Annotated in this window: 29 protein-coding genes and 3 pseudogenes; 14 read left to right on the top strand and 18 right to left on the bottom strand. The window is 63.7% G+C overall.

The window, feature by feature from the left end; genetic code table 11:
- Positions 1 to 2 precede the first annotated feature (2 nt).
- Genes JJB99_RS25985 through JJB99_RS25975 form a run of 3 tightly spaced genes read left to right on the top strand, consistent with a single transcriptional unit; the run spans position 3 to position 885 of the window.
- A complete protein-coding gene (locus JJB99_RS25985; protein WP_200495100.1) occupies positions 3 to 263 on the top strand; it encodes a BrnT family toxin in 261 nt (86 codons plus the stop codon).
- A complete protein-coding gene (locus tag JJB99_RS25980; RefSeq protein ID WP_200495099.1) occupies positions 244 to 537 on the top strand; it encodes a BrnA antitoxin family protein in 294 nt (97 codons plus the stop codon). The genes JJB99_RS25985 and JJB99_RS25980 overlap by 20 nt, the downstream gene beginning before the upstream one ends.
- A gap of 3 nt (positions 538 to 540) precedes the next feature.
- Complete coding sequence (locus JJB99_RS25975) at positions 541 to 885, top strand: DUF1491 family protein (RefSeq protein ID WP_200495098.1); 345 nt, start codon at positions 541 to 543, stop codon at positions 883 to 885.
- Between the two features lie 110 nt (positions 886 to 995).
- Here JJB99_RS25975 and JJB99_RS25970 read toward each other — a convergent pair whose 3' ends face one another.
- Positions 996 to 1,970, bottom strand: coding sequence for a DUF2336 domain-containing protein (locus JJB99_RS25970; protein ID WP_200495097.1), 975 nt, complete (start codon positions 1,968 to 1,970; stop codon positions 996 to 998).
- Between the two features lie 255 nt (positions 1,971 to 2,225).
- Here JJB99_RS25970 and JJB99_RS25965 point away from each other — a divergent pair, with 255 nt between their 5' ends.
- Both JJB99_RS25965 and JJB99_RS25960 read left to right on the top strand, forming a co-directional pair.
- Complete coding sequence (locus JJB99_RS25965) at positions 2,226 to 2,414, top strand: hypothetical protein (protein WP_200495096.1); 189 nt, start codon at positions 2,226 to 2,228, stop codon at positions 2,412 to 2,414.
- Between the two features lie 14 nt (positions 2,415 to 2,428).
- Positions 2,429 to 3,190: a hypothetical protein gene (locus JJB99_RS25960; protein WP_200495095.1), complete on the top strand. Its 762-nt coding sequence runs from the start codon at positions 2,429 to 2,431 to the stop codon at positions 3,188 to 3,190.
- A 34-nt stretch (positions 3,191 to 3,224) separates the two neighbouring features.
- On the opposite strand, the gene JJB99_RS25955 is transcribed toward JJB99_RS25960, so the two are convergent.
- The gene (locus JJB99_RS25955; RefSeq protein WP_200495094.1) at positions 3,225 to 4,436 is read right to left on the bottom strand and encodes a hypothetical protein; all 1,212 of its coding nucleotides are present in this window, start codon (positions 4,434 to 4,436) and stop codon (positions 3,225 to 3,227) included.
- Between the two features lie 580 nt (positions 4,437 to 5,016).
- On the opposite strand from JJB99_RS25955, the gene JJB99_RS25950 reads away from it, so the two are divergent.
- Both JJB99_RS25950 and JJB99_RS25945 read left to right on the top strand, forming a co-directional pair.
- Entirely contained in the window at positions 5,017 to 5,250 is a 234-nt protein-coding gene (locus JJB99_RS25950) for a hypothetical protein (RefSeq protein ID WP_200495093.1), read from the top strand.
- Between the two features lie 39 nt (positions 5,251 to 5,289).
- Positions 5,290 to 6,177 carry a DUF1259 domain-containing protein gene (locus JJB99_RS25945; RefSeq protein ID WP_200495092.1) on the top strand — a complete coding sequence of 296 codons (888 nt, stop codon included), beginning with the start codon at positions 5,290 to 5,292 and terminating at the stop codon, positions 6,175 to 6,177.
- Positions 6,178 to 6,336: 159 nt separating this feature from the next.
- Here JJB99_RS25945 and JJB99_RS25940 read toward each other — a convergent pair whose 3' ends face one another.
- Complete coding sequence (locus JJB99_RS25940; RefSeq protein ID WP_200495091.1) at positions 6,337 to 6,585, bottom strand: hypothetical protein; 249 nt, start codon at positions 6,583 to 6,585, stop codon at positions 6,337 to 6,339.
- A 186-nt stretch (positions 6,586 to 6,771) separates the two neighbouring features.
- Here JJB99_RS25940 and JJB99_RS25935 point away from each other — a divergent pair, with 186 nt between their 5' ends.
- Positions 6,772 to 7,197: a hypothetical protein gene (locus JJB99_RS25935; RefSeq protein ID WP_200495090.1), complete on the top strand. Its 426-nt coding sequence runs from the start codon at positions 6,772 to 6,774 to the stop codon at positions 7,195 to 7,197.
- Positions 7,198 to 7,317: 120 nt separating this feature from the next.
- Here JJB99_RS25935 and JJB99_RS25930 read toward each other — a convergent pair whose 3' ends face one another.
- The 7 genes and pseudogenes from JJB99_RS25930 to JJB99_RS25900 all read right to left on the bottom strand — a co-directional run bounded on the left by JJB99_RS25930 (position 7,318) and on the right by JJB99_RS25900 (position 10,459).
- On the bottom strand, positions 7,318 to 7,731 hold the full coding sequence (locus JJB99_RS25930; RefSeq protein ID WP_200495089.1) for an MAPEG family protein: 414 nt from the start codon (positions 7,729 to 7,731) through the stop codon (positions 7,318 to 7,320).
- A gap of 45 nt (positions 7,732 to 7,776) precedes the next feature.
- Positions 7,777 to 8,262, bottom strand: coding sequence for an SRPBCC family protein (locus JJB99_RS25925; RefSeq protein WP_200495088.1), 486 nt, complete (start codon positions 8,260 to 8,262; stop codon positions 7,777 to 7,779).
- Positions 8,259 to 8,576: an ArsR/SmtB family transcription factor gene (locus JJB99_RS25920; protein WP_200495087.1), complete on the bottom strand. Its 318-nt coding sequence runs from the start codon at positions 8,574 to 8,576 to the stop codon at positions 8,259 to 8,261. The genes JJB99_RS25925 and JJB99_RS25920 overlap by 4 nt, the downstream gene beginning before the upstream one ends.
- A 276-nt stretch (positions 8,577 to 8,852) precedes the next feature.
- On the bottom strand, positions 8,853 to 9,254 hold the full coding sequence (gene arsC, locus JJB99_RS25915) for an arsenate reductase (glutaredoxin) (RefSeq protein ID WP_200495086.1): 402 nt from the start codon (positions 9,252 to 9,254) through the stop codon (positions 8,853 to 8,855).
- Complete coding sequence (locus tag JJB99_RS25910; RefSeq protein ID WP_200495085.1) at positions 9,251 to 9,952, bottom strand: aquaporin; 702 nt, start codon at positions 9,950 to 9,952, stop codon at positions 9,251 to 9,253. Before JJB99_RS25910 ends, arsC begins: the two co-directional genes overlap by 4 nt.
- Positions 9,953 to 10,011: 59 nt before the next feature.
- Positions 10,012 to 10,104, bottom strand: a pseudogene (locus tag JJB99_RS25905) (arsenate reductase ArsC); the annotation flags it as partial.
- Positions 10,097 to 10,459, bottom strand: a complete 363-nt coding sequence (locus JJB99_RS25900; RefSeq protein WP_200495084.1) for an ArsR/SmtB family transcription factor — start codon at positions 10,457 to 10,459, stop codon at positions 10,097 to 10,099. The gene JJB99_RS25900 and the pseudogene JJB99_RS25905, both read right to left, overlap by 8 nt.
- Positions 10,460 to 10,591: 132 nt before the next feature.
- Here JJB99_RS25900 and JJB99_RS25895 point away from each other — a divergent pair, with 132 nt between their 5' ends.
- From JJB99_RS25895 to JJB99_RS25880, 4 genes are all read left to right on the top strand, one after another.
- Positions 10,592 to 10,909 (top strand): ArsR/SmtB family transcription factor, encoded by a 318-nt coding sequence (locus tag JJB99_RS25895; protein ID WP_200495083.1) that lies wholly within the window; start codon positions 10,592 to 10,594, stop codon positions 10,907 to 10,909.
- 50 nt (positions 10,910 to 10,959) lie between these two features.
- The gene (locus JJB99_RS25890; RefSeq protein ID WP_200495082.1) at positions 10,960 to 12,333 is read left to right on the top strand and encodes an NAD(P)-binding domain-containing protein; all 1,374 of its coding nucleotides are present in this window, start codon (positions 10,960 to 10,962) and stop codon (positions 12,331 to 12,333) included.
- A gap of 215 nt (positions 12,334 to 12,548) precedes the next feature.
- Positions 12,549 to 12,905: a hypothetical protein gene (locus JJB99_RS25885; protein WP_246774997.1), complete on the top strand. Its 357-nt coding sequence runs from the start codon at positions 12,549 to 12,551 to the stop codon at positions 12,903 to 12,905.
- Positions 12,906 to 12,933: 28 nt separating this feature from the next.
- Entirely contained in the window at positions 12,934 to 14,127 is a 1,194-nt protein-coding gene (locus tag JJB99_RS25880) for an MFS transporter (protein ID WP_200500305.1), read from the top strand.
- Between the two features lie 22 nt (positions 14,128 to 14,149).
- Here JJB99_RS25880 and JJB99_RS25875 read toward each other — a convergent pair.
- The 8 genes and pseudogenes from JJB99_RS25875 to JJB99_RS25840 form a co-directional block, all read right to left on the bottom strand.
- Positions 14,150 to 14,290, bottom strand: a pseudogene (locus JJB99_RS25875) (DUF1775 domain-containing protein); the annotation flags it as partial.
- Positions 14,239 to 14,469 (bottom strand): copper uptake system-associated protein, encoded by a 231-nt coding sequence (locus tag JJB99_RS25870; protein WP_200495080.1) that lies wholly within the window; start codon positions 14,467 to 14,469, stop codon positions 14,239 to 14,241. The pseudogene JJB99_RS25875 and the gene JJB99_RS25870, both read right to left, overlap by 52 nt.
- A complete protein-coding gene (locus JJB99_RS25865; protein WP_246775364.1) occupies positions 14,397 to 14,828 on the bottom strand; it encodes a hypothetical protein in 432 nt (143 codons plus the stop codon). Before JJB99_RS25865 ends, JJB99_RS25870 begins: the two co-directional genes overlap by 73 nt.
- Before the next feature lie 318 nt (positions 14,829 to 15,146).
- Positions 15,147 to 16,202, bottom strand: coding sequence for an ATP-binding protein (locus tag JJB99_RS25860; protein WP_200495079.1), 1,056 nt, complete (start codon positions 16,200 to 16,202; stop codon positions 15,147 to 15,149).
- Positions 16,202 to 16,444: a hypothetical protein gene (locus JJB99_RS25855; RefSeq protein WP_200495078.1), complete on the bottom strand. Its 243-nt coding sequence runs from the start codon at positions 16,442 to 16,444 to the stop codon at positions 16,202 to 16,204. Before JJB99_RS25855 ends, JJB99_RS25860 begins: the two co-directional genes overlap by 1 nt.
- A gap of 703 nt (positions 16,445 to 17,147) precedes the next feature.
- Positions 17,148 to 17,732, bottom strand: a complete 585-nt coding sequence (locus tag JJB99_RS25850) for a DUF1254 domain-containing protein (RefSeq protein WP_200495077.1) — start codon at positions 17,730 to 17,732, stop codon at positions 17,148 to 17,150.
- Complete coding sequence (locus tag JJB99_RS25845; RefSeq protein WP_200495076.1) at positions 17,729 to 18,307, bottom strand: DUF1214 domain-containing protein; 579 nt, start codon at positions 18,305 to 18,307, stop codon at positions 17,729 to 17,731. The genes JJB99_RS25850 and JJB99_RS25845 overlap by 4 nt, the downstream gene beginning before the upstream one ends.
- 9 nt (positions 18,308 to 18,316) lie before the next feature.
- Positions 18,317 to 20,605 (bottom strand): transglycosylase domain-containing protein, encoded by a 2,289-nt coding sequence (locus JJB99_RS25840; RefSeq protein ID WP_200495075.1) that lies wholly within the window; start codon positions 20,603 to 20,605, stop codon positions 18,317 to 18,319.
- 294 nt (positions 20,606 to 20,899) lie between these two features.
- Here JJB99_RS25840 and JJB99_RS25835 point away from each other — a divergent pair, with 294 nt between their 5' ends.
- Positions 20,900 to 21,415, top strand: coding sequence for a YcgN family cysteine cluster protein (locus JJB99_RS25835; RefSeq protein ID WP_200495074.1), 516 nt, complete (start codon positions 20,900 to 20,902; stop codon positions 21,413 to 21,415).
- A gap of 183 nt (positions 21,416 to 21,598) precedes the next feature.
- Positions 21,599 to 23,181, top strand: a pseudogene (locus JJB99_RS25830) (MDR family MFS transporter).
- Positions 23,182 to 23,184: the final 3 nt, after the last annotated feature.

The raw sequence follows: 23,184 nt of genomic DNA, 5'->3' as shown, positions 1-23,184 counted from the left end.
TTGTGAAGATCGTTTTGGATGAGCCAAAGCGCCGAGCCAATCTCGAAAAGCACGGGATGGATTTCGCCGATCTCAACGAGACTTTCTTCGACAATGCCTTGGTTTTGGCTGCCTATGGCAACCGCTGGCGTGCGATCGGCATCAATATTCGCGGCGTCATCTCAGTCATCTTTGCGGCCCGCGGAGTTGAGGGCGTAAGCATCGTCAGTATGCGCCCTGCCAGCAAGAAGGAAAGGAGGCTCTATGAGGAAAACCGTCGCTAAGAAGGGTTACACCGCGCGGGACATGCGTGCGGTGAGCGACAATCCGGAATGGACCAAACATGACTTCGCGAGGGCCAAGACTTTCGATGAGGTTTTCCCAGGCATGCGGAAGGGACGCGGTCCCAATAAAGCTCCGACAAAGCGACAGGTGACCTTGCGTCTGAGCCCTGTCGTGGTCGACCATTTCAAGGCGGAAGGTCCGGGTTGGCAAAGCAGGATCGATGAAGAATTGATCAAGGTGGTGAAGCGCAAGCGCATTTCCGGCTCAGGTTAGCTCATGCGCCTGAAATCCAACATCTGGGTCTCCGCCTATCTGCGCCGCTGCCAGACCGAGGGCGTGTTCGGCGCGGTGCGCCGTCGCGGTGCCGAGGAGGCAGGCGCCGTGTTCGTCAAGGTGTCGCTGCTCGACGGCAACGCAATGCTCTACGTGCCGGCGCCGCAGACCTCTTACGAGGATGGCCGCCCGGTCGATCGCTTCTTCGTGCCGGTGGCGCCGCAGCCGCTGCCGGAGCACACCGTCGAGGAACGGCTGACCAAGGAAATCCGCTTCGATCCCGATGCCTGGATCGTCGAGACCGAAGACCGCGCCGGGCGGCATTTTCTGGAATTGGCGAAGACGTAGCTGCTGTTACGACCGACCTTGCGAGGAGCGAAGCGACGAAGCAATCCAGAATCTTTCCGCGGAGGGACTCTGGATTGCTTCGCTGCGCTCGCAACGGCGATGTAGAAGCTTCAGCGCTCCGATCCGCCGGAGCCCGTCCGCACCGCAGGCGCGGAGCCGGGCTGCACGCCGGGCCGCGTCTGGCTCGCGCCGGTGCGCGCACGCTGGCGCTCGCTGTCGTGCAGCGCCGGCTGGTACTTTGCGCGGGTGACGGCGAGCGTCGAGCCGCGCCAGGCCGCCAGCATCACCAGCGCGGCACGGTCACTGAGCCGGTCGTAGAGCCGCGACAGCCGGTAGACCATGTCGACGGAGGTGCCGATCTCCGGCTTGAAGAACAGCAGGATGCGCTGGAAGTTCGGGCTCGGCATGTCGAGCGCGCGCGCGGCGACCGCGAGCGCTTCGCCGCCGGCATCGTCGACGATTTGCGCGGCGACGCGCGAGGGCAGGATCAGGCTGTCGCCGAGCTCATAGGTAAAGTTCTCGACATCGCCCGCGATCGCTGCCATCTCCAGGATCTGGATCGCGCGCTTGGCGCGCACGGTCGGGATCCGCGGCGCGGCCTTCAGCGGCGTCTGCGCCAGATTGTGCAGGATCAGCGCGCGCTCGGAGGCGCCGGCGCGGAAGAACATGTCGTGGATCTCGGCCGCGTCCTTCGGCTGCATCGCCATGTTCGCGGTCATGCGCTGCTCGGCCTCGGTCGGCGCGCGTGCCGGGGAAGGGGCTGGCGGCGGAGCCGGGATTTCGCGCGCGAGCGGAATCCGGCGGCCTTCGTGCGCGGCGACCAGCCCGAGCTTCTGGAGGATCGGCACCGGCGTTGCGGGATAGACCGCCAGCCGCGCCTTGACGGCGGCGCGCGTCGTATCGTCGACCTGGTCGATCAATCGCGTCGCAAGCTCGACGAATTGCCGCTGCTCGTCCTCGCTGTGGACGCGGGTCTGGACATAGAGGTCGGTCAGCACGCGCAGCAGCGTCGGGCGGACATCGACGCCTTCGCGACGGGACAGCGACATCAGCCCGTCGAATCCGGGAAACAGCGATTTGGTCATGGAGAGATACGCGACCTGGAAAAGATACTCGCCGCCAGCCTATCGCAGCTTCCTTTAAAGCCTCGTTAAGGAAAACGAGCCGTGAAGTTTCTCCTGTCATTTAGGCTGTTGTCGTGCCGCAACGGGACGTCGCGCCCCCGTCCGTGCGGTTACGGTCCAAAGACCATGTTTACATCCCGTTAACCATGAACTGATCTTAATGAATGCACGTTGCAGGGGCGCATTCGGTCGCGTGGCAATTGATAGAGAGCTGACATGGGGACCATCATCGAATTTCCGGCCGGTCGCCGGGTAGGCTCGTCGGGGGACGCCGCACCGCGCACGGACACGGGAACGATTGTGATTCTCCCCGTGATCCGCATCGAGCGCGAGGGTGACGAAACCGCCGGCGATCGCGGGCCGGAGCAGGGCACAGCGCCGGGGCGCCGTCGTCGCCGTCGCTAGGTCCGGCCTTTGCAATGCCGGACACCATCCGCCAGATCCGCACCGTCCTCTCCGCCATTCTGCTCGCAGCCGCAGGCGCAAGCCTCGCCGCCTGCAGCGGCGGCGATTTCGGCCGCACCCGCGCCGACATGCGCAGCGACGACATGCATCGCTGGCTCGGCGTCGAGGCCACCGGCAGCCTCGGCCTGAAGGCCTCGCAGTTCCAGCTCACTGACGAAGAGCGCCAGCTGCGCGACCTCGCCTATCCCATGATCGAGCCGCCATTGTCGCGTCCCGCATGGAAGAGCGTGTTCGGCGACTACAAGACGATACCCTCGCCCTGGCACCAGAAGATCGTGTTCGACCGCACCATGTACGGGCGCACGCTGATCGACGAGCCGCACCGTTCGCATTCCTCGCGCTATGCGCAGCTGATCGAGGACGTGCGCAACGACATCACCCGCTTCGAGCCGTTCTTCGCCTCCGCGATCCGCGTCATCGATCTCGACAAGAAGCGCGATGCCAGCATGGCGCGTGTCTCCGAGCTCTCGCCGAGGGAGAGGGAGGATGCGGTCGCGCGCATGCAGGAGAACTCGCTGATCATCCAGTGGGTGCAGCAGTGCCTGGAGCAGCGCGTCTCCTCCTATCGCTGGGCGCTGGAGCGCCTGGTGATCCAGGCGCCCGACCCCATGGCCGCAGACGCCGACCGCCTGATCGGCGAACTCGCCGCCCAGACCGCCAACCCGCCGGTCCAGGCGCAGCCGCCCTACGGCCGCGCGGTGATTTCGAAGGGCTGAGCGCGGATCGCCACGCGCCCGCGACGACATCCGGCTAGTGCGGCAGCATATGCGCGATCGCGAACAGCGTGCCTCGGCGGTTTTGAGAATTTTGGATTTGGCCGACGAGTTTCAGTGCAGATCCAACGCCGCCGCCCTTCGCGGAATAGATCGCGACATTGCGAAGCACGGCAACGCGCGCGGACGTCTCCGGCGTGCTGCTCATCGACGAAAGCACGGCGCGTGCGTCGCCGAGACGGTCGTTCGAGGCATACCAGACCCCGACGGCCGCCATCGCTGCATCCTTCGTCGCATCGGGCGTCAGGGATTTTGCAAGGGTAAGAGCTGCCTCGGGCTGCTTGGCGTCGAGCAGGGCCGCGACCACGCGTTGATAGCCCTGGCTGCGTTCATAGCTGACGCTCGCGTCGGATGCCGCCGCGTCGAGCGACGGTTTCATCTCCTGTAAGGCGGCGTTGACCGCATCGACCTTGCCGCGCAGCGCCAGCACCCTGACCGAGGCGAGACGAAATTGCATGTCGGCTGCGGGGCGGACGGAATAGCGGCGCGCAGCCTCCAAATTCTTGTCGGCCTGATCGAATGCGCCTTCAGCCAGCTTGGCCTCGTCTCGCTTGGCAAATGCCTGACCGACGGCAGCTTGCAGGTCGGCGGTGGTCGCCTCGGTGAGATATTTCTGGTCGGCGATCATCGTCAGCGCGCGGTCGGTCTTGCCGTTCTCGGCAAGCGCCCTGATGGTCGCGACGGTGATGTCGTTGCGAGTCCGCACCACCACTTTCGGATCGAGGGGTGGCTGCATGCGATCAGGCAGCCCCAGCGCCGCCTCGGGGTCACCGGCCTTGACGAGCTGCCGTACCAGCTCATTGATCGGGATTGTTTGCCGCGCGCTGGGAAGCGAGGCGACGAGATCGATCGCTTGCTGCTTCTGGTTGGCGGCGACCAGTCCGTGGATTGCGAGCATCGTGTAATAGATGCCGGTCAGCTCGGTCGTTGCTTTCGCCAGGCGTTCCGCCTCGGCGATGTCGGCGGCAGTAGCCCAGTCGGGATGCGCCAGCGCGCCGCCCGCGATCAGCACGTCGATCCGGTCCTTGCCCGTCAGCGGTCCATTGTCAGCGTGAAATGCTTCTTCGAGCAGGCAGTCCTGTGTGGGCTTGGTCTGACAGCTCGCCCAGTCGGCCCACGCCGTCGATCCAGAGCTGAACCAGCACGCAAACAGTGCGATCGTCCAAAGGCGGTTCGGAGCGAGCTTCACGATTCGCTCCTTGAGCTAGTTGACATCGCGGCTTTCTGCCACGGATCATCAGGCTGCGACAGTCTGCCTCACCTTGAGGTTGAAGCTTTAACTTCACTGTTGCCGAACTGCATCGGCAGCGGGAAGGCGCGTCGCGCTTACGCCAGCGTTGCGCGGCGGCGCCAAGTCAACGTCACGGCGCAGCCGCGAGAAGCGGAAATTGCAGTGGCTGGCGCCGCCGGCGAGCGTCCGCTCCAGACGGATGCCGCGCATTCCAAAAGTGAACTCTTTGTGAGGCGTGGTGGCCGCGCGCGGGTTGACAGCTCGTCCGGTCCGATTTCTATTTGGTGCCACGGGGACATGCGATCTCCCCGTGAGGCGACATGCCCAAGAATCGCGTCCTGATCACCAAGGGCGCAGCATGTCTTTTTCCGCCGCAAAGATCATCCCACAATCATCCCGACCTCTCGCTACGCCGCCGGTGCCGCCGTGGCCTGAGCGCAGGCTGCCTCGTTGCAGCGCGCCTTTTGTCCGGAGGCGGCGAAGGCTTCACTTGTCACAAGACTTCACCTGGGGCGGGGAGACGACCAGGAGAACGATCATGCGTACACTGCCAATTCTCCACACGGTCCTGCTTCTGACGCTCGCGGGTGGACTGTCGGACGCACGCGCGCTGACGCAAGACGAACTCATCGCCAGAATCCAGGCTGCCGGCTACACAGAGGTCAGCGACATCAAGTCGACCGCCGAGGGCACGACCGCAAGGGCCGTGAAGAACGGCAAGCAGGTTCGGCTCGTCGTCGACAGCGGCGGCCAGATCAAAGAGCAGAAGTGAGACCTTGAGGGCTGAAATTCACGTTCGAGGAGCAGATCAATGCGAAAGACAATCTCGGCGCTGATCGGCATCGGCGCCTGCTTCATCACGACCGCTCATGCGCAGGATGTCGACTGGCAGAAGGTCGACGAGACGCTGGGTCGCAAGCCCGCTGTCGCGGACGATGTCCATCGCTACGGCTTCCCGCGCACCGATCTCTCGGTGACCCTGGATGGGGTGGCGATCAAGCCGGCGCTGGCGCTGGGCGGCTGGGTTGCATTCAAACCCGTACATGGCGGCGCCATGGTGATGGGCGACCTCGTGCTGCTCGAGACCGAGATCAATCCGGTGATGGCGAAGATGATCGCAAGCGGTCTCGAGATCACTGCCGTGCACAATCATCTGCTGCGGGCGAGCCCGGCGACGTTCTACATGCATGTCGCCGGCCACGGCGACCCCGTCAAGCTGGCCTCGGCAATCCACGATGGTCTCGCCGAAAGCAAGACGCCGCTGACCGTCGCGGCGCCGGCGAGCCCGCCGCCCGCCGTCGATCTTGATACCGCAAAGCTCGATCAGATCATCGGGGCCAAGGGGCAGGCCAGCGGCGGCGTCTACCAGTTCAACGTGAAGCGTCGCGATCCGATCACGCAAGAGGGCATGCCGCTGACGCCGGTCGCTCCGATGGGCGTTGCGATCGGCATCAACTTCCAACCGACTGGAGGAGGGAAGGCCGCCATCACGGGCGACTTCGTGCTGACAGGAGACGAAGTGAACCCCGTCATTCTGGCGCTGCGAACGCACGGCATCGAGGTGACCGCATTGCACAGCCACATGCTGGACGAGCAGCCGCGGCTCTTCTTCATGCATTTCTGGGCCAACGATGACGCCGTCAAGCTGGCCGAGGGCTTGCGTGCCGCGCTCGACAAGACCGCAAGCACGAAGGGCTGAGCCAAGACTGGTTGGGCTTCAAGGGCGTGCGCCCCTTCGGCGACAAGCTGCGGAGACGTAAGGCGTCCAAGTAAATCGAGTTTGCCGTGCAAAGGCCGAAGGACGGCAAACTCTCTGTCGGTCGCGCCCTTTCAGTTTTAAGGCATCAGATGTGCGGACTTACTGCCGGGCCGCGCCACTGGGTCCCGGGATTTGTCCGCCGAACTTCGACGAGCCGGTGCCGCTGACGCTGGTCGGACCGCTCGCAGTCCCGTTCGGGTCGGTCCTGGCCGCAGTCCGGCCGGGACCGTGCATCATGTTCATCGAATGGAACCAGCCGTGATGGTGGTGGCGCCTGGCGCTGTGAGCCGAGGCATAGCCGGTCGAGCAGGCGAGCAGGATCGCTAAAGTAAGGGTTGCGGTTTTCATCGGTGTTTCCTCCAGCCGGACAAACTTCGCAGGCATGCAGACTGTTCCACGTCTGACGTGATCGCCGCGCGCGAGAATCTGCGCCGTCAGTTGTCCACACCCACGACACGCAGTATCGAACTGCGGATCCGACCCACTAGCCCTCGATAATTTGCCAACGCGTTTCCGCGCCGCTTTGGTGGCGGCATGAGCACCAAATCACGACAGGTCATCTGGGGCGGCCGGATCATGGGCGCGGAGATTTCCGCCAGGCATGCCCGCGAGGAAGCCCGGAAGGCGGTTCGCGAAGCTGATCGGGCTGAAGCCGAAGCGTGGTCGGTCCGCATGGAAGGTTATGGCGGCCCTTCGCAGCCGTCGCCAACCATCGCGCAATGTCTCAACGGCGGCTTGGCCTGGGTCGAGGTCGAGTGCAACCGGTGCAAGACGCGCGCGAGCCTGCCGCTCGATGCGATCCGGCGGCCGCGCGACACGCCGATCTGGAAGCTGGAGGCGTCGCTGAAGTGCCGGTCGTGCCGGAACGGGCGGTCCGCGCCGCCGGTCCACATGATCAGGCTGACCGAAATGCAGAGCATCACGCCGTACAAATGGGTGCATCCGACCGAAGAGCGATAGGACGCAAGTTGCAGGAATCCTAAAGCATGATCCGGAAAAGTGTGAAGCGGGTTTCCGAAAAGATCATGCTCAAACGACAACCTAAAGCGCGATGGCGATTCGTCCCAATCTCATCGCGCTTTAGGAGATGGCCGCCACCATGGTCGTGACGATGAGAGCGATCGTCATGAGCGCTCCCGCAACGTAGAGGATGGTTCTGATGCTGCCGCCTTTGGCGGCGTTGCCGCCACGCAAATACACCGCAACGTGGGTCAGGCGGATCGCGGTATAGACCCATAGGAGCGCTGCAAGCACGGCAGGCCTTACGCCCACCATCATCGCCAGCACAGCGGGGACGACGAACGGCGTCAACGCCTCGACCATGTTCATGTGGACGCGATCGATCCGGTAAAGCGGGTTGTCGTCATCCCCCGGCAGCACAGGTCCGGAGAGCGCGCCCGCCCGGCCTTTGGACGAGCCTGAATACACCGCAAGCACGATGGACATCAGGCAAAGGAGGAGCACTCCTGCAATGCTGAACGCGTAGGCGGCCATACGGACCTCCGTCATTGACGATCACGTCGCGTGGACAAGCGAGCGTCAGGCCTCGCGGGCCATGCGCTCGGCAAACCGCCGCAGATAGAGCGGCCAGCCCTGATCGCTCTCAACGGCTGCGTGCTCGCCTTCCCAGCCTTCGCCATGCCGTTCGAGGTAGCGGTGTTCCAGCTCCAGTCTGGTCCGGCCCGGCGTCTCGGCGATGAACCGCACCTCCCACTCGCTGGTCTTGTCGGGATCGGTCTCGATCTGCCAGCGCGGGCTGATGTCCCAGCTGAGAAGCACGCGATGGGGCGGTTCAAACGCCAGCACACGCGCCCAGCGGCATTCGCTGCCATCGATCCCTCGATCATAGACGTGTCCGCCCACCCGAGGCTCGAACACGGTCTCTACGATGGGAACGGCGAGCAGATTGTGCTCGCGCGGCTTGAAGCTGCCGAAGTCTTCGGTGAAGACCTTGAACGCACGCTCGATAGGCGCCTCGACAACGATAGACTGTTTGATCGGCGCAGCCGATATGCGTGCGTTCATTGCTCGTCCTCCGATGGTTTTTCGACGGCTTCCTTGTAGGCTGCCAGCGTGCGGCTCCAGAACCGGTCGAGCCACGCGCGCATCTGGCCGAGCCCTGCCGGATCGATGTGATAAACGTTGCTGGCCCCCTTCGGCTCGGCACGAACCAGGTGGGATTCGCGCAGCACCTTGAGATGCTGTGAGACCGCCGATTGGGAGACGGTGAGTTCTCGCGTGATCTCGACGACCGTGCGAGGCCGTGCGCCCACCAGCTCGAAGATCTGCCTGCGAGTCGGATCGCCCAGAGCGGCGAGTTGCGCGCTGTCCTTAGCCATCGCGACCCGCCCGTTTCAGGTCATGCCTGCGGCGATTGCCATCGAGCACCCAATGGATAAGATAATTAGTCATAGCTTATGATTAGTAGATACTAATTATCGTGTCAATTGTTGCCGAGCGCAAATTTTTCGATGGGGCGAAGGGGCCTGGCTTCAAGGCGAGGATCCCGCATGAAAAAACCCGCGACGGATTGCTCCGCGCGGGCGAACTTTCGATGGGACATTCTGCGCCGCAGAGCGATCGCGCAAAGCTCACTCGGCACAAGAGGGGCGTTGCTACCGGGCCTCGACCACTTCGCCGTCCTCCTTCACGAACCGGCCGACGGGATTGTCCAGGAGATCGACGACGGCTTCGGAGGGCCGGCACAAGCGGGTGCCCTTCGGGGTCACGACGATCGGGCGGTTGATGAGAATCGGATGCGCCATCATGAAGTCGAGCAGCTCATCGTCGGTCCATTTGGGGTCGTCTAGCCCGAGCTCCTTGTATGGCGTTCCCTTCTCGCGCAGCAACGCGCGGACCGATATTTCCATCGCTGCGATCAGCTGCTTGAGCGTCTCGCGAGAAGGCGGCATCTTGAGATACTCGATGACGACAGGCTCGACGCCACTTTGGCGGATCATCGCAAGCGTGTTGCGTGAAGTTCCGCAATCCGGATTGTGATAGATCGTGACACTCATGATTTAGCCTCCGCGATGGCGACGGGGCCGCGCACATCGGCGCGTCCCAGCAGCCAGTTCATCAACAGCATGCCGGCGACGGCTCCGCAAAGCTCCGCGAGAATGAACCCCGGAAGGTCGAGCGGCCGAATGCCGGAAAAAGTATTCGTCAGCGACCGCGCGATGGCGACGGCCGGATTTGCAAACGACGTCGATGCGGTGAACCAATAAGCCGCTGTGATGTAAAGACCGACCAGCCAGGGAACGGCTGCGCGCTGGAAGCGGATGCCGGCAAGAATCGTGGCGACCAGTCCGAAAGCGGCTACCGCTTCCGCAAACCATTGCGCTCCGCCGGTCCGAACCTTGATTGACAGGTCTATCAAGGGATGCGCGAACATCAGATGCGCCGCCATCGTTCCGATGACGCCGCCGGCGATCTGCGCGGCGATGTAAAGCGCGGCCTCATTCGCCGGCAACTCGCGCTTGCCGGTGAAGACCAGCGTCACCGCCGGATTGAAATGCGCGCCGGAGATCGGACCGAGTACCGTGATCAGGACCACCAGAATGGCGCCGGTCGGCAGGGTGTTGCAGAGGAGCGCGAGTGCGACATCCTTGGTCAGCGTCTCGGCCATGATGCCGGAACCGACGACCGTCGCGACGAGGACGGCTGTGCCGAGTGCCTCGGCTACGGCGCGGCGTGAGAGATCGAACGCGTCCATCAGCTTGCCTTCGGCGCTGAGGCGGTCGCTCGCAGAAGGCGACCGATCTCGCGCAGCCTGGCGCCGTCCTTGCGGAGGATCGACTCGGCGAGGATCGAGCGCGCCGAATTGCCGGTGCAGAGAAACAGGACATTGTAAATCTGGTCAGGCACGGCTTCGCTCCCTTCGTTTTGGAGAGCAACAGGCCTGGAGGCTCTCCACGACAGGTTCGCAGACTTCGGGTCTTCCACCACAGCAATCGCGCAGCAGGAAAACCGCAATGTCGCGGAATTCGGCGAGGTTGGCGCGGTAGACGACCGAACGGCTGCGCCGTTCGGAGGTCACGAGGCGCGCGCGCGTCAGGATCGACAGATGGGCCGAGAGCGTGTTCGGCGGGACCTCCAACTGACGCGCGAGATCGCCGGCCGCAAGGCCGCGCGGCTCGTGCCTCACCAGCGCCCGGAACGCTTCCAGGCGGGTCGATTGGGACAGGGCGGCGAGCGCGAGGACGGCTTCTTCAGTTTCCATATATCCAGATTTATGGAATTATTGGGAGCGCGTCAATCGGAGATTCGCCAGGCGGCAGGTTGGCCTCCGTTATTTCGAACATTCCAGAAATATCGTTGACTGCAGCCGCGACCTGGACGATAACCATCCCCCATGAAGATCGACGACGCAGCAGCACGCCTCGAAGCGCTGGGCAATCCCACCCGGTTGAAAATCTATCGCGCCCTGGTCCGGGCCGGACGGCCGGGCATGGCAGTCGGCCGCTTGCAGGAAAAGCTGAAAATACCCGCATCGACGCTGTCCCATCACATCAAGTCTCTGGTTTCGGTCGGGCTCGTCAGTCAGGTCCGCGAATCCACGACGCTCGTCTGTCACGCCAATTACGACACGATGCGGGGCCTCGTTGATTTCCTCGCGGCGGAGTGCTGCGCGGACGAAGTCGGGTGCAACGGCGCCAAGACGGCGGCTTGACTTTTTTGTGGCGATTTATTCGGTGGTTCTAGAAACATAGGAGAAGCCCGGTGGGCGGTGAAAAGAAGGTGGTTGCCATCGTCGGTGCAGGGCCCGTCGGCCTCGCTGCGGCCGCACATGTGCTTGAACGCGGGATGTCCCCTCTGGTGCTGGAGGCCGGTCCCGAAGCAGGCCATGCCGTCCGGCAGTGGCAGCACGTTCAGCTCTTCTCGCCATGGGAGTACAATATCGATAAGGCAGCGGCGCGACTGCTCGCGCCAACGGGTTGGAATTCACCGGACCCTCAGGCCTATCCGACCGGCGGGGAACTGCTCGACCGGTATCTGACGCCTCTTGCAACCAGAACGCTGCTGCGCGATGCGATCCGGACCTCCAGCCGCGTCTCGGCGATCAGCCGGGTCGGCTTCGACAAGGCTAAGACCAAGGGCAGAGAGCAGGCGCCTTTTGAAATCCGCTACCAGAACGGCAGGGGGCCTGAGGTCCTGCGCGCTGATGCCGTGATCGATACGTCAGGCACGTGGTTCTCTCCCAATCCGGCCGGCAGCAACGGCCTGCCGGCGATCGGCGAAGCGGAGCGCGCTGACCGCGTCGCCTATGGCATGCCCGACGTGCGGAGGGCTGATCGTTTCAGATATGCAGGAAAGACTGTTGCTGTGCTCGGCGCCGGCCATTCCGCGGTTGGCACGTTGATCGATCTCGCAAGCCTTGGCGATGAGGTGGCGGGAACGCAGGCCGTCTGGCTGTTGCGCGGCGCTGATCCGGCAAAAGCTTTCGGCGGGGGGCGCAACGACAAGCTTGCTGCACGCGGCGAGCTTGGGAGTGCCTTCGCGGCGCTCGTGACCTCCGGGAGGATCAGGGTTGAGACCGAATTTGGCGTCACGCATCTCTCCGAGTTCGAAGGCCGTCTGAAGGTTTCGGCCGGCGCCTGCTGCGGTGTCCGAAGCGTGGTCGTGGACGAACTGATTGTGTCGACGGGCTTCCGTCCCGACTTTTCGTTCCTGTCCGAGCTGCGCCTGCGGCTAGACCCAGCCATCGAGGCGCCGGTCGTGCTGGCGCCGCTCATCGATCCCAACGAGCACAGCTGCGGCACCGTGCGCCCGCATGGCGCACGCGAGCTGTCGCACGACGAGCCGGGCTTCTACTTGGCCGGTATGAAGTCGTACGGCCGCGCGCCGACCTTCCTGATGATGACGGGCTATGAACAGGTCCGCTCGATCGCAGCCGACATCGCCGGCGACAAGAAGGCCGCAGCGAGAGTCGAACTTGTGCTGCCGGAGACTGGCGTTTGCACGCGTGGTGGTGTCGAGTCCGCCGGGCCTGTATCGGGATGTTGCGGCGGGCCGGCGAAACAAGAGGCTTCGGCTTGCTGCGCCGCCGATGAACCAGCCAAGAAGGCCGACGCTTCGGGGTGCGGTTGTTCATGAACCAGGCTCCTCAGGGCCGGGCGACTGGCTGGCCTACATGTTTGCGGCGGCAAGCTTCGTCAGCTCCGGCGTCTCGGCCATTCTGCCTTCGATGCTGGTCGCGTTTGGAGCGACGCCAGCTCAGGCCTTGCTCGCAGGAACACTCGTCGGCCCGGCCCAGGTCGGCGCGCGTCTGCTCGAACCAGTTCCACCCGTTGTTGTCGGCAAGGCTCGCCATGCTCATGAATCCGATCGGCGTTGTTATCTTGATCGCAGGAGGTTCATTCTTTGCGCCGGTTTTCGCGGTCCTCTACGGAGCCGGCAATGGCATCATCACGATCGCGCGTGGCACGCTGCCACTGGCATTGTTCGGGCCGGTGGGTTTCGGCCAACGCGTGGGCATGATTTCACTGCCGTCGCGGCTGACGGGTGCAGCCGCGCCGCTACTGCCGGGGCTGATGGTAGAGCACATCAGGCGTGGAGCGCTCTGGATCAGCGCGCTCGCTTCGATCTCCGCTTTCTTCGCACTCCTTCTGCTTCATGCGGGTTCGCCATCACCAGCACCTGTCCAGATGGGAGGACAAGGTTCGTAACTTGAACAATCGGTCGCTCATTGCGGCGATGTGCATCGGGCAGATTGGCAACCTGCTGCCGCATGTGACGCTGTCTGCAAATCTGGCGCAGCACCTGATGCCGGCCTGGGGACTTTCCGCGGCTGAAGGCGGCCTGATGGCAAGTGGTTATGCGTTCGGCTACATGCTGGCAGTGCCCGTGCTGACGACGTTGACCGACCGGATCGATGCCCGGCTTGTCCTGCTCTGGGGCTCGATCGTCAGTGGGCTGGCGACCGCAGCGTTCGGCATCTTCGCCCAAGGGTTCTGGTCGGGCACCGCGATCTGGTCGCTTGCAGGAGTTGGATTCGCCGGCGCCTACATGCCCGGCCTGAAGGCGCTGACCGACCGGCTTCCCGCCGGCGACACATCGCGGGCCGTCACTCTCTACACGTCGAGCTTCTCGCTCGGTGTCGGCGTCTCGTTCCTGGTGGCCCAGATTGTCGCAGACCGCTGGGGGTGGCGGGCTGCTTTTCTCGTCACAGGCTTTGGTCCCGTGGCGATGGTGGTCGCGTGTCTCTTGATGAAAGGGCAGCAGCCTGCTCCGAAGGCGGGACGATTGTTGAACTTCACGCCAGTTTTCGCGAATCGTGAAGCGCTCGGCTACATCCTCGGCTACGGCGCCCACTGCTTCGAGCTCTACGGCATCCGCACCTGGCTGGTGGGGTTCTGGACGTTCGTCGTCGCTCATCAAGGTGCGCCCTCATGGTTGAGCCCCGTTGCGCTGAGTTTCTGCTTCGCGGTGATCTCGATGCCCGCAAGCATCCTCGGCAACGAAGCCGCGCTGAAATTCGGCCGGCATCGCGCGATCACGGTTGTGATGATCGCATCGGCCTGCGTTGCGCTCGTCATCGGGCTCAACTCCACGGCACCCGGGTGGATGCTCGCGCTGCTGCTGCTCGTCTATGGCCTGACGGTGCCGGCGGATTCAGGCGCGCTGACAGCGGGCATGTCGGCGGCCGCAACCTCCGAACATCGCGGCGCGACGCTTGCTCTGCACTCCACGGTGGGCTTTGGTCTGTCAGCACTCGGCGCGTGGGGGACCGGCGCCGCGCTCGACATGGCCGGCGGTCCGCAGAGTGCGACGGGCTGGCTGCTCGCATTCATCGTCCTCGCGGCCGGAATTGCGGTGGGACCGCTCGCGCTGCTCTGGTCCCGGATGGCCCAGCCCGGAAAGCGGCGATCCAGCATAATTTCAAACTGAGTGCTGCTCCGCGGCTAGAGACCTATTGCTTCGGCAGCAGCTTCACGCCCGGCGCCGGCTCCTTGTAGTCGGCCGACGACTTTCCTCCCTCGGGAATCTCGATCCAGCGGTTCACGCTGCTTTCGCACTCCTGCACCACCGGGAAATAGAGCATCGCGCTCGGCACCGGATCTTCCGGTCGAGCCTGGCTTCGGCGCTGGCGAGCGCCTTCTCGAGTTCGCTCGCCGTCGCTAGCGGAACGGCGGCTCTCGTCAAAGCGTCAGCCGCTTTCAGGGCGTCGCCGCTACAGAGCACGACGGCCCATTCGCCGCCCTTGCGCCGCAGGAACGCGCGACCGCCCATGTCGTCTTGTGTCCAGCTCCACGGTGGTCTCGTCGAAACGCAGGCTCGTCTTTGTTCGCCAGTCGAATCGTGTCGATGTTGCGTTGCTGGTTTTGCAGCACAAACGTCGGGTTAGCAGCCTGTGGATTGGTGAGAGTTGCTCTTTTGGTGACTTCGCCGGGTATCTCCGCGCGCCACCGGCCCGCGTTGATGTAGAAACGTGTCTCCGCATCCGGCGAAAACTGATAACCGAAATTCGCGTTGAGCCGTTCCGTCTCGGTTCTGCTGTGCTCGCGATAGCCATCCTCGCGCTGCGCCGAAGCCGTGATGAAGTAGTCGTCGGGACCATAGGCTCCGCCGGAGCTTGTCTGCGTCTTCACATAACCAAAGCTGTTGTTTCACGCTTTCGTATTCGCAGTTCGTTGAAGCGCCCCCGCTTCAGCGCCGGCCGCGCGACGCCTCGGCCCTACGGGCGCTTGCGTCCGCGGCGCTGCTGTCGGGATCGGGTAGGGAGATCTGATGCTCGGGTGAAGTAAGCATTTGCTTCTAGAGGACAGCAAACTCCTCCTTCTTTGTCAGCTTCTCGGCAAGCGCGCTACGCTCCGGCGACAATGTCCGGATAGTATTTCTGCCGGTGCTTCAGCAAATCTTCCAAGTCAATTTTTAAGGCGTCCTCCGCTGCTCCGTGAACTTTCTCCTCAACTCTTATAACGTCGCTTTCGAAAAGTACTTTCAGCGCATTCAGGCGCTCTCCGACAACGGCGGCAGGAAGCTGCGCGCCCGGAGCTCGTTTGTCGAAAGATGGATTTTGGCGCCTCAACGTCATCACCATGTGAAGCATATACGCGCAGAGTGCTTCGTTCGAAACGATGAACTGTGTAGCCACCCGGGTTCTGTTTTAGGAAAACCGGCTTGAACAGATTGCGGCCGTCAACGATGAGGGAGAAGTTATGTTTGGTGAGTTCTTCATTTTTCTCCCGGACCAAGCCACGCGGCAGCGCATCCTCGGCTAGGTAGGGGACCGGACAGGAAGCCGCCAACTCCCAGAGCAGGCGCCAATAATCTCCGAGCAATTGGAGCGACGCGGCCGAGTTGAGGACCTTGGTTACCGCGCGTTTCCAATCCAGTGGTACGTTCTTGTAATTAGGTAGTTTGAGCGAAATTTGGAATGCTTGCGTGAAGGTGGGCGTGACGTCGCTAGTCAAGATGCGAGTGCCCTGGGACATGGTTTCGTCCAGATCCCAAACGTCGTACGTGCCGATATCGATTATCTTGTCGGGCACACTTTCGCCGCCTTCCACCTCCGAAGTTGCGTCATGCAGGAGGCCAGAGTTCGCATCATCCCATTTAGACTTCGCACCATCGTAAAGATGCACCTTCGCGCGAAAGCCGGTGCCCGTTTTTGGTTGGCTTCGAACTTCGAACGAGCCACAGATTTGCGCTATGCCGAGCATGCCGATGCCCAGCCTACCAATCAGTGGGCGATCAAATTTAAGATGCCGGTGATCGATGCGCTTGGTGCTGTTGCCAATACCTCCCTTCATCATCCGTTCGAATTCTTCGCGACTAAATCCGTCGCCATTGTCTCGAACAGACAATTGAAAGAAGTTTGGATAGTTTGTGTTGATTTCGACGGTGGTCGCATTGGCGTCCCACGCGTTGCTGACAAGTTCACGCAATGCACTCGCGGGAGACCGGTACAGGCCGCGACTGAGATGCGCAAGGGCGCGCTCATGAACTTTGATCTTTGGCACTATCGCTTTGTCCGCTGCAAGATAAGCGCGTGTTCTTCAATCATCTTCGATTTAGTAGAAGGGCGACGCTTGCGCCAAACGAAAATCTCTTCCACCGAAAAGCCGACCTCGCTTGCAATCTTTCCAAGCAGATGGGCGGTCGATACATGTGCGCCCAAATAGGAGGCTTGGTCACCTACGACCATTGCGTAGTGGCCTCCGCGTGCGATCACCGGCGCGATATTCATCAAATGTCGTTTCATTCCACCGAAGTATTCCTTTACGACGGTCGGATATGAGCAATAGGGCGTGCAAGGCGCTCATTCGACAGCTCAAAGGATTGCGGGGATGAGAGGATATTCACAACCGTGTTCAGTTTCTGTTCTTGGGTGGCGCAGTTATTGCGCGGAAATCGCATATGGTAAGGCGCGAAGAGGGTGCTGAAGCCCGACTGCTGCGTTAACCAAGATCGCAATTTTGTCCTTTTAGAAATGCCGCTCTGTTTCAGAGCGATGTGAGCCGCTGCCGCCGTTTTGCATCGCTCTTGCGGGGGCGGTCCACATGGGCTCGACCTCGGCGCTTCGGGATGTTGACGATTCGATCCCCGGGGCGGCGAGTGCATCGCAAATTCAGCCCCGCCAACGATCCAAATCCAATTCCGGTACGGCTAGATCGGCGGCCTTCGTCATCGACGAAGACGATCTTGATGCTTTGATCCATCGAAACCCCTGCTCCGAATGAAAAAACCCGCGGCGGACTGCTCCGCGCGGGCGTTACGAACTTTTCGATAATGCCACTATGCCAGTGTTTTGCCCGACGTGTCAAAGCTATACAGCGCGGCGCTCTAGCACGGAGGCCTCGGGCCGGGAGGCGCTGCTTGGCGCAGCCTCAAATCGCCAATGATTTTAATGCCCCCTCTACTGTGCATGGGGTTGTTTTTCAGGAATCTTGTTCGGCCTCACGCGTTCAGCGCCGGCCGCGCGGCGCTTCCGCCTTGGCCGGCGGCTCGGTCTGCGGTCCACAACTCGCAGCCGCAAGCGTCGCCTGCGCCTGCGGCATCAGGCCGGGCTCGGCGGCGAGCGCCTTCATCACGATCAGGCCCGTCGTCGTTGGGGAATCGATGATCAGGCGGTCGGCGGCGGTGATCTCTTCGTCCTCGGGCAGCTCGTTGTGCTGCGGCTCGGTCATCAGGTCGAGCTCGATCACCTTCTTGCCGGCCGAGCGGTCGTTGATGGCGTAATAGGCGATCTCGTTGCGGGTGTAGAACGACACCGAGGTGTAGGCCTGGCTCACCGGCACGGTCAGCTTGATTGGACCATTCGACAGGTCGTAGCGGCAGATCGCGATCGCGAAGGCCGGGTCCATGAACGGCATCGGCGAGGTCTGCGGATCGGCGAGGGGAAGCTGGGTGACGCCGTTGAGCTTGGTCATCGGTGTCAGCCGCGAATAGGCGTCCTGCGTCGCGATCCGCGGCAGCGCCAGCACGCTGACGAGATGAACCACGAGGCCCAGCACCACGCCCGCGACGATGGTGAACAAGAGGCGGATCATGAGCAGCCCACCGTCCTGATTGTGGGCATCGGCGCATCGCGCTGGGTGCGGGTGGCGACCCCGACCGGGGTGTCGTAGAGGCGCAGCATCAGGGCGTAGCGCTCGATGCCGCCGGTCGGCAGCCAGTTGCCGGCGCGCGAGCGCGAGGCGATATGGATCTCGAACGAGCCGTCGGAGGCGCGCACGATCTCCTGGCTGGTGAAGCCGTAGCGCTGCAGCGAATTGGCGACGAGGTGGCCCTTGCGGTCGTACAGCGTCAGCGTCCAGAACCGCGCCGGCGGCGTCACGCCGGAGACCACGACGTCGCAGCGGCCGTCGAGCGCCTTCTTCTTGTCATCGGCGGTCGCGGTGAAGGCGACGCCGTCACCGGTACCGATCGGCAGCTCGCCGTTGCGCACGATGGTGGCGCGCGAATAGGGATCGACGTCGGCGGTGCCGGTGCGCGGGCGCGCGGTCCACGGGCCGATGGTCAGCGCGCCGATCTCGGTGCCGCGCGTCGTCGTCATCCAGGTCGCGCCGACGCCGACCACTGTCGCGAGAAGGAGCGCCGTCAATGTGGTCAGGATCAGCCGCACGGGACTATGTCAGTTCTTGCGCGGGGCGGAGGCATTTGCGTTCTCTTCCGCATAATTCTGCGGGAAGGCGAGCGCGCTCGTCGACGAGGACGGCGTGGCCGGCTTGCTGTCGTCGGCGGCCGATTTGTTCGCGGTCTTGGCGGCCTCGTCGAGCAGCTTCTCGACGCGCACCAGGATGTCGGCACCGCGCTTGGTCAGCACCGGCGGCGGACCGGGCCTGGTCTCCAGCACCTTCGGTGCCGCATTGGCCTGCGCGTTGGCGACCTGCTCGCGCGGCAGCTTCTGGCCCATGCCGACGCCGGGAATTTCGCGCACCTCGACGCCCTGATGCGCCGCCACCATGATGTCGTGCCAGGTCTGCGCCGGCAGCGAGCCGCCGGTCATGCGGTTGGTCGGCGAGTAGTCGTCATTGCCGTACCAGACCGCGCAGGTGAAGTTGCCGGTATAGCCGACGAACCAGGCGTCGCGATACGCATTGGTGGTGCCGGTCTTGCCCGCGGTCGGAATGCCGTCGAGCGCGGCGCGGCGCGCCGTGCCTTCGCTGACGACGTGGCTCATCATGCCCGCCATGTCGGCGGCGATGTTCGGCGGAATCGCCTGTTTCGGTTTCGGACCGTCGCGGTCCCAGCGCCAGACCAGATCACCGGCGCCGGTGCGCACCTCCAGCACCGCGTGCGGCGTCACCGCCTTGCCGCGGTTCGGGAAAGTCGCATACGCCACCGCATGCTCGAGCACGGTGACTTCGTCCGAGCCGATCGGCAGCGACGGCGTGTCGGGCAGGGGCGCCTTGAGGCCGAAGCGGCGCGCGACCTCGACGATCTTGGCGCGGCCGATCTTGGCCGGGTTCGGCGCCTTCGGCTGCTCCCGGCGGCCGATCTCGATCGACAGCTTCACCGGCACGACGTTGATCGAGCGCGTGATCGCCTGGGTCAGCGTCACCGAACCTGAATAGGAATGGCCATAGTTCTGCGGGCACCAATTGCCGATGCAGACCGGTCCGTCGACCACGACCGAGTTCGGCGTGAAGCCGTTCAGCAGCGCGGTGGTGTAGACGTAAGGCTTGAACGACGAGCCGGGCTGGCGATAGGCATCGGTGGCGCGGTTGAACTGGCTGGCGCCGTAGTCGCGGCCGCCGACCATGGCGCGGATGCCGCCGTCGAGATCGGCGACGACGGTCGCGGCCTGCGTCGCGTGATAGTCGCGGCCGAACTGGCGCAGCTGGTTCTCGATCGCGTCTTCGGCGGCCTTCTGAACGTTGGTATCGATCGCGAGCCGAACGACGAACACGCGCTCGGTGTAGGATTTCGGGAAGGTGTCGACCAGCTTGCGCATCTCGTCGAAGGCGTAGTCGAGATAGTAGTTCGGCGAGGCCTCGTCGCGCCGGTCGACGGCGAAGGCCGGGTTGCGGCGGGCGCCGAACACCTGGCCCTCGGTCATGAAGCCGGCATCGACGAGGTTGTCGAGCACGACGTTGGCGCGGGCACGCGCGGCGGGCAGGTTGATATGCGGCGCGTACTTCGTCGGCGCCTTGAACAGGCCGGCGAGCATGGCGGCTTCCGCCAGCGTCACGTCGCGCGCCGACTTGTTGAAGTAGAAGTGGGCTGCGCCGTCCACGCCAAAAGTGCCGCCGCCCATATAGGCGCGGTCCAGATACAGCTTGAGGATCTCGTTCTTGGTCAGGCGCCATTCCAGCCAGATCGCGAGGAAGGCCTCGTTGATCTTGCGCTCGATGGTGCGCTCGTTGCTCAGGAACAGGTTTTTCGCGAGCTGCTGGGTGATCGAGGAGCCGCCCTGGCGGACGCCGCCGGCCTGCGCGTTGGTGACGAGCGCGCGGGCGGTGCCGGCGATGTCGATGCCGAAATGGTCGTAGAAACGGCGGTCTTCGGTCGCGAGCGTCGCCTTGATCAGCACGTCAGGAAAATCTTCCAGCGGGATCGAATCGTTGTGCTTGATGCCGCGGCTGCCGATCGGGTTGCCGTAGCGGTCGAGGAACGTCACCGCGAGGTCGGACTTCTTCAGCCAGTCCTCGTCCGCAGTCTCGCGGAAGGCGGGGATGGCGAGCATGAGCAGCAGCACGAGGCCGCCGAGCCCGAGCGTCGCGGCCTCCGACAGCGGCTCGATGAAGACCCAGCGCTTCCACCGCCCGACATAGAAGCGGTCCATGAAGGTCGAGTAGCGCTCATAGAGCTCGCGAATGCCCTTGGCCGAGGAGAACAGCGAGGAGTCGATGCGCGCGTCGAGGTCCAGAAAGAAATTCCGGACTCGGCTCTTCCAATTGGATGGTGTGTTCTGGACCACCTAGAACCCTCGAGGCTCGGTTCGAAAGCGTTCAAGCACCCGGCCGGGGCGGCACCGAGACGTCTTGCGGGAGTGTTGCGGCAAACCCAAGGCGCCCGGCAAGCGTCCGAGGGGACTTGATGTTCCTTCTAGCCGAGCATGGCCTATAAACCAATGGTCAGGCTCGCTATTTTGAACAACGAGCCTAATTGACCCCGGTTCATTACGGGCCTTAAGCGGGCATTGCTTGCAGCTTCACTGCCGCACGCCCTAGATGGCATCAGCCGTAGCTCTTTCGAACGTTAGTTGAGGCGCATGACCGCAGCTCCCAAACGACCTTCCGGCCAGGAGGGATTCTTCTGGAAAACCAAGACTTTGGAAGAGATGTCGGAGGCCGAATGGGAGAGCCTGTGCGACGGCTGCGGCCGTTGCTGCCTGAACAAGCTCGAGGACGAGGACACCGGCCAGATCTATTTCACCCATGTCGGCTGCAAACTGCTCGATGCCGGAACCTGCGCCTGCAAGGACTACCCGAATCGGTCCGACAAGGTTCCCGACTGCGTCCGCCTGACGCCCGCCAACGTCCGCACCCTGAACTGGCTGCCGCCGAGCTGCGGCTACAAGCTCGTCGCCGAGGGGCGCGACCTCTATTGGTGGCATCCGCTGGTCTCCGGCGATCCCAACACCGTGCATGAGGCCGGCGTCTCCGTGCGCGGCCGGGTCGAGAGCAGTGAGGAGGACATCCCGGACGAGGAGCTCGAGGACCACATCGTGCAATGGCCCGCCGTGCTGCCGAAACGCGCGCGCCTGAAGCGACGCCCGAAGGATTGAAAGCGGCATCTGAAGAATTGCCCGTGCTTTCCCGGAAGGCGAGCGATCACGTCTTCGGGATGGCCCCCGCGCGGGATGCACCCATGCGCCGCGGTGCCTGCCTGGGAAGGATTTTGCTCTCTACATTGGCCGCATAGAACGAATCCTTCGCGGCGTTGCGCCGCCACACCACGTCCGATCGAGATGAACAAGTTCGACCGGCAGAGCAGTTCTGCCGACATCCAGGCGTTGCCCGACGATATCGCCGAAGAGCTGTCCCGCCTTCCGAGCGAGGTCATCAGCGTCGATGACGCGCCTCCGATCTCGCCGCCCGCGGCGCTGACCTCGGACGAGGTCCGCACCATCGTCATCAGCCTGATGCTGACGATGTTCCTGGCCGCGCTCGACCAGACCATCGTCGCGACCGCGCTGCCGACGATCGGGCGCCAGTTCCAGGACGTTTCGAACCTGTCCTGGGTTATCACCGCCTATCTGCTCGCCTCGACCGCGGTCGCGCCGGTGTTCGGCACGCTCAGCGACATCTACGGCCGCAGGGCCATGATCATCACCTCGCTGAGCCTGTTCGTCGCCGGCTCGATCCTGTGCGCGATCGCGCCGAACATGCCGATGCTGATCCTGGCGCGCGGCCTGCAGGGGCTCGGTGGCGGTGGCATCATGCCGGTGGTGCAGACGGTGATCTCCGACGTCGTGAGCCCGCGCGAGCGCGGCCAATACCAGGCCTATTTCTCCAGCGTCTGGATGGTCGGCGGCATTTTGGGCCCGGTGATCGGCGGCGTGTTCGCCGAGCATCTGCACTGGTCGATGATCTTCTGGATCAATCTGCCGCTGACGGCGGCGGCCCTCGCGCTGCTGTTGCCGAAGATGAAGAAGATCCCGGTGTTCCACCGCAAGCGCAACGTCGACTGGCTCGGCGGCGTGCTGCTGATGGCCTCCGCCGTCGTCTTCATGCTGGTCTTGACCTGGGGCGGCACCCGCTATCCGTGGCTCTCGCCGACCGTGCTGGCGATGGTGGGCGGCGCCGTCGCGCTCGTCGTCACCTTCGTATGGCACGCGCGGCGGGCGGACGAGCCGTTCCTGCCGCTGCCGCTGCTCGGCGGAAAGGTCGCGCCTTACGGCCTGACGGCCGGCGGCTGCGCGCTCGGCGCGATCACCGGCCTCACGGTCCAGCTTCCGCTCTATTACGAGTCCGTCTATCACCTCAGCGCCAGCGAGGCGGGCCTCGCGCTGATCCCGCTCGCGGCGGTCTCGACCTGCGGCGCCGCGATCGCCGGCCGCACCATGGCGCGCGCCAAGCATTACAAGCGCGTCGCCATCATCGGCACCTCCTGGGCCGCGCTGTGCGGCCTCGGCCTCACCTTCACGACCTTGCCGCTATGGGCCCTGCTGACGCTGATGGCCGCGTTCGCGCTCGGCCTCGGCACGACCTTCCCGGTCTGCGTGGTCTCGCTCCAGAATTCTGTGGCGCGTCCGCAAGTCGGCACCATCACCGGCGCGCTGAACTTCTTCCGCTCGCTGATGTCCTCGTTCACCGTCGCCGCCTTCGCCGCCATCCTGCTGATCGCGCTCGGCGCCGACGTTCCGCTCGCCGGCGAGCACCACGCCGCCGGCAGCGTTGTGATCCCCTCTGAGGACATGCGGCACGCGTTCCGCTACGTCTTTGGCGCCGCGACCGCGTTGATGGCCGGCGCTGCGCTCTGCCTGATCATGATGGAGGAGCGGCCGCTCGCCGGTCCAGCGTGACCAAGCATGTGGAGATGGCGGAGTAGGGA

The organism is Bradyrhizobium diazoefficiens (genome assembly GCF_016616235.1).
In the GTDB taxonomy this organism is placed as follows: Bacteria; Pseudomonadota; Alphaproteobacteria; order Rhizobiales; family Xanthobacteraceae; genus Bradyrhizobium; species Bradyrhizobium diazoefficiens_H.
This window is presented reverse-complemented; position numbering and strand designations above follow the sequence as displayed.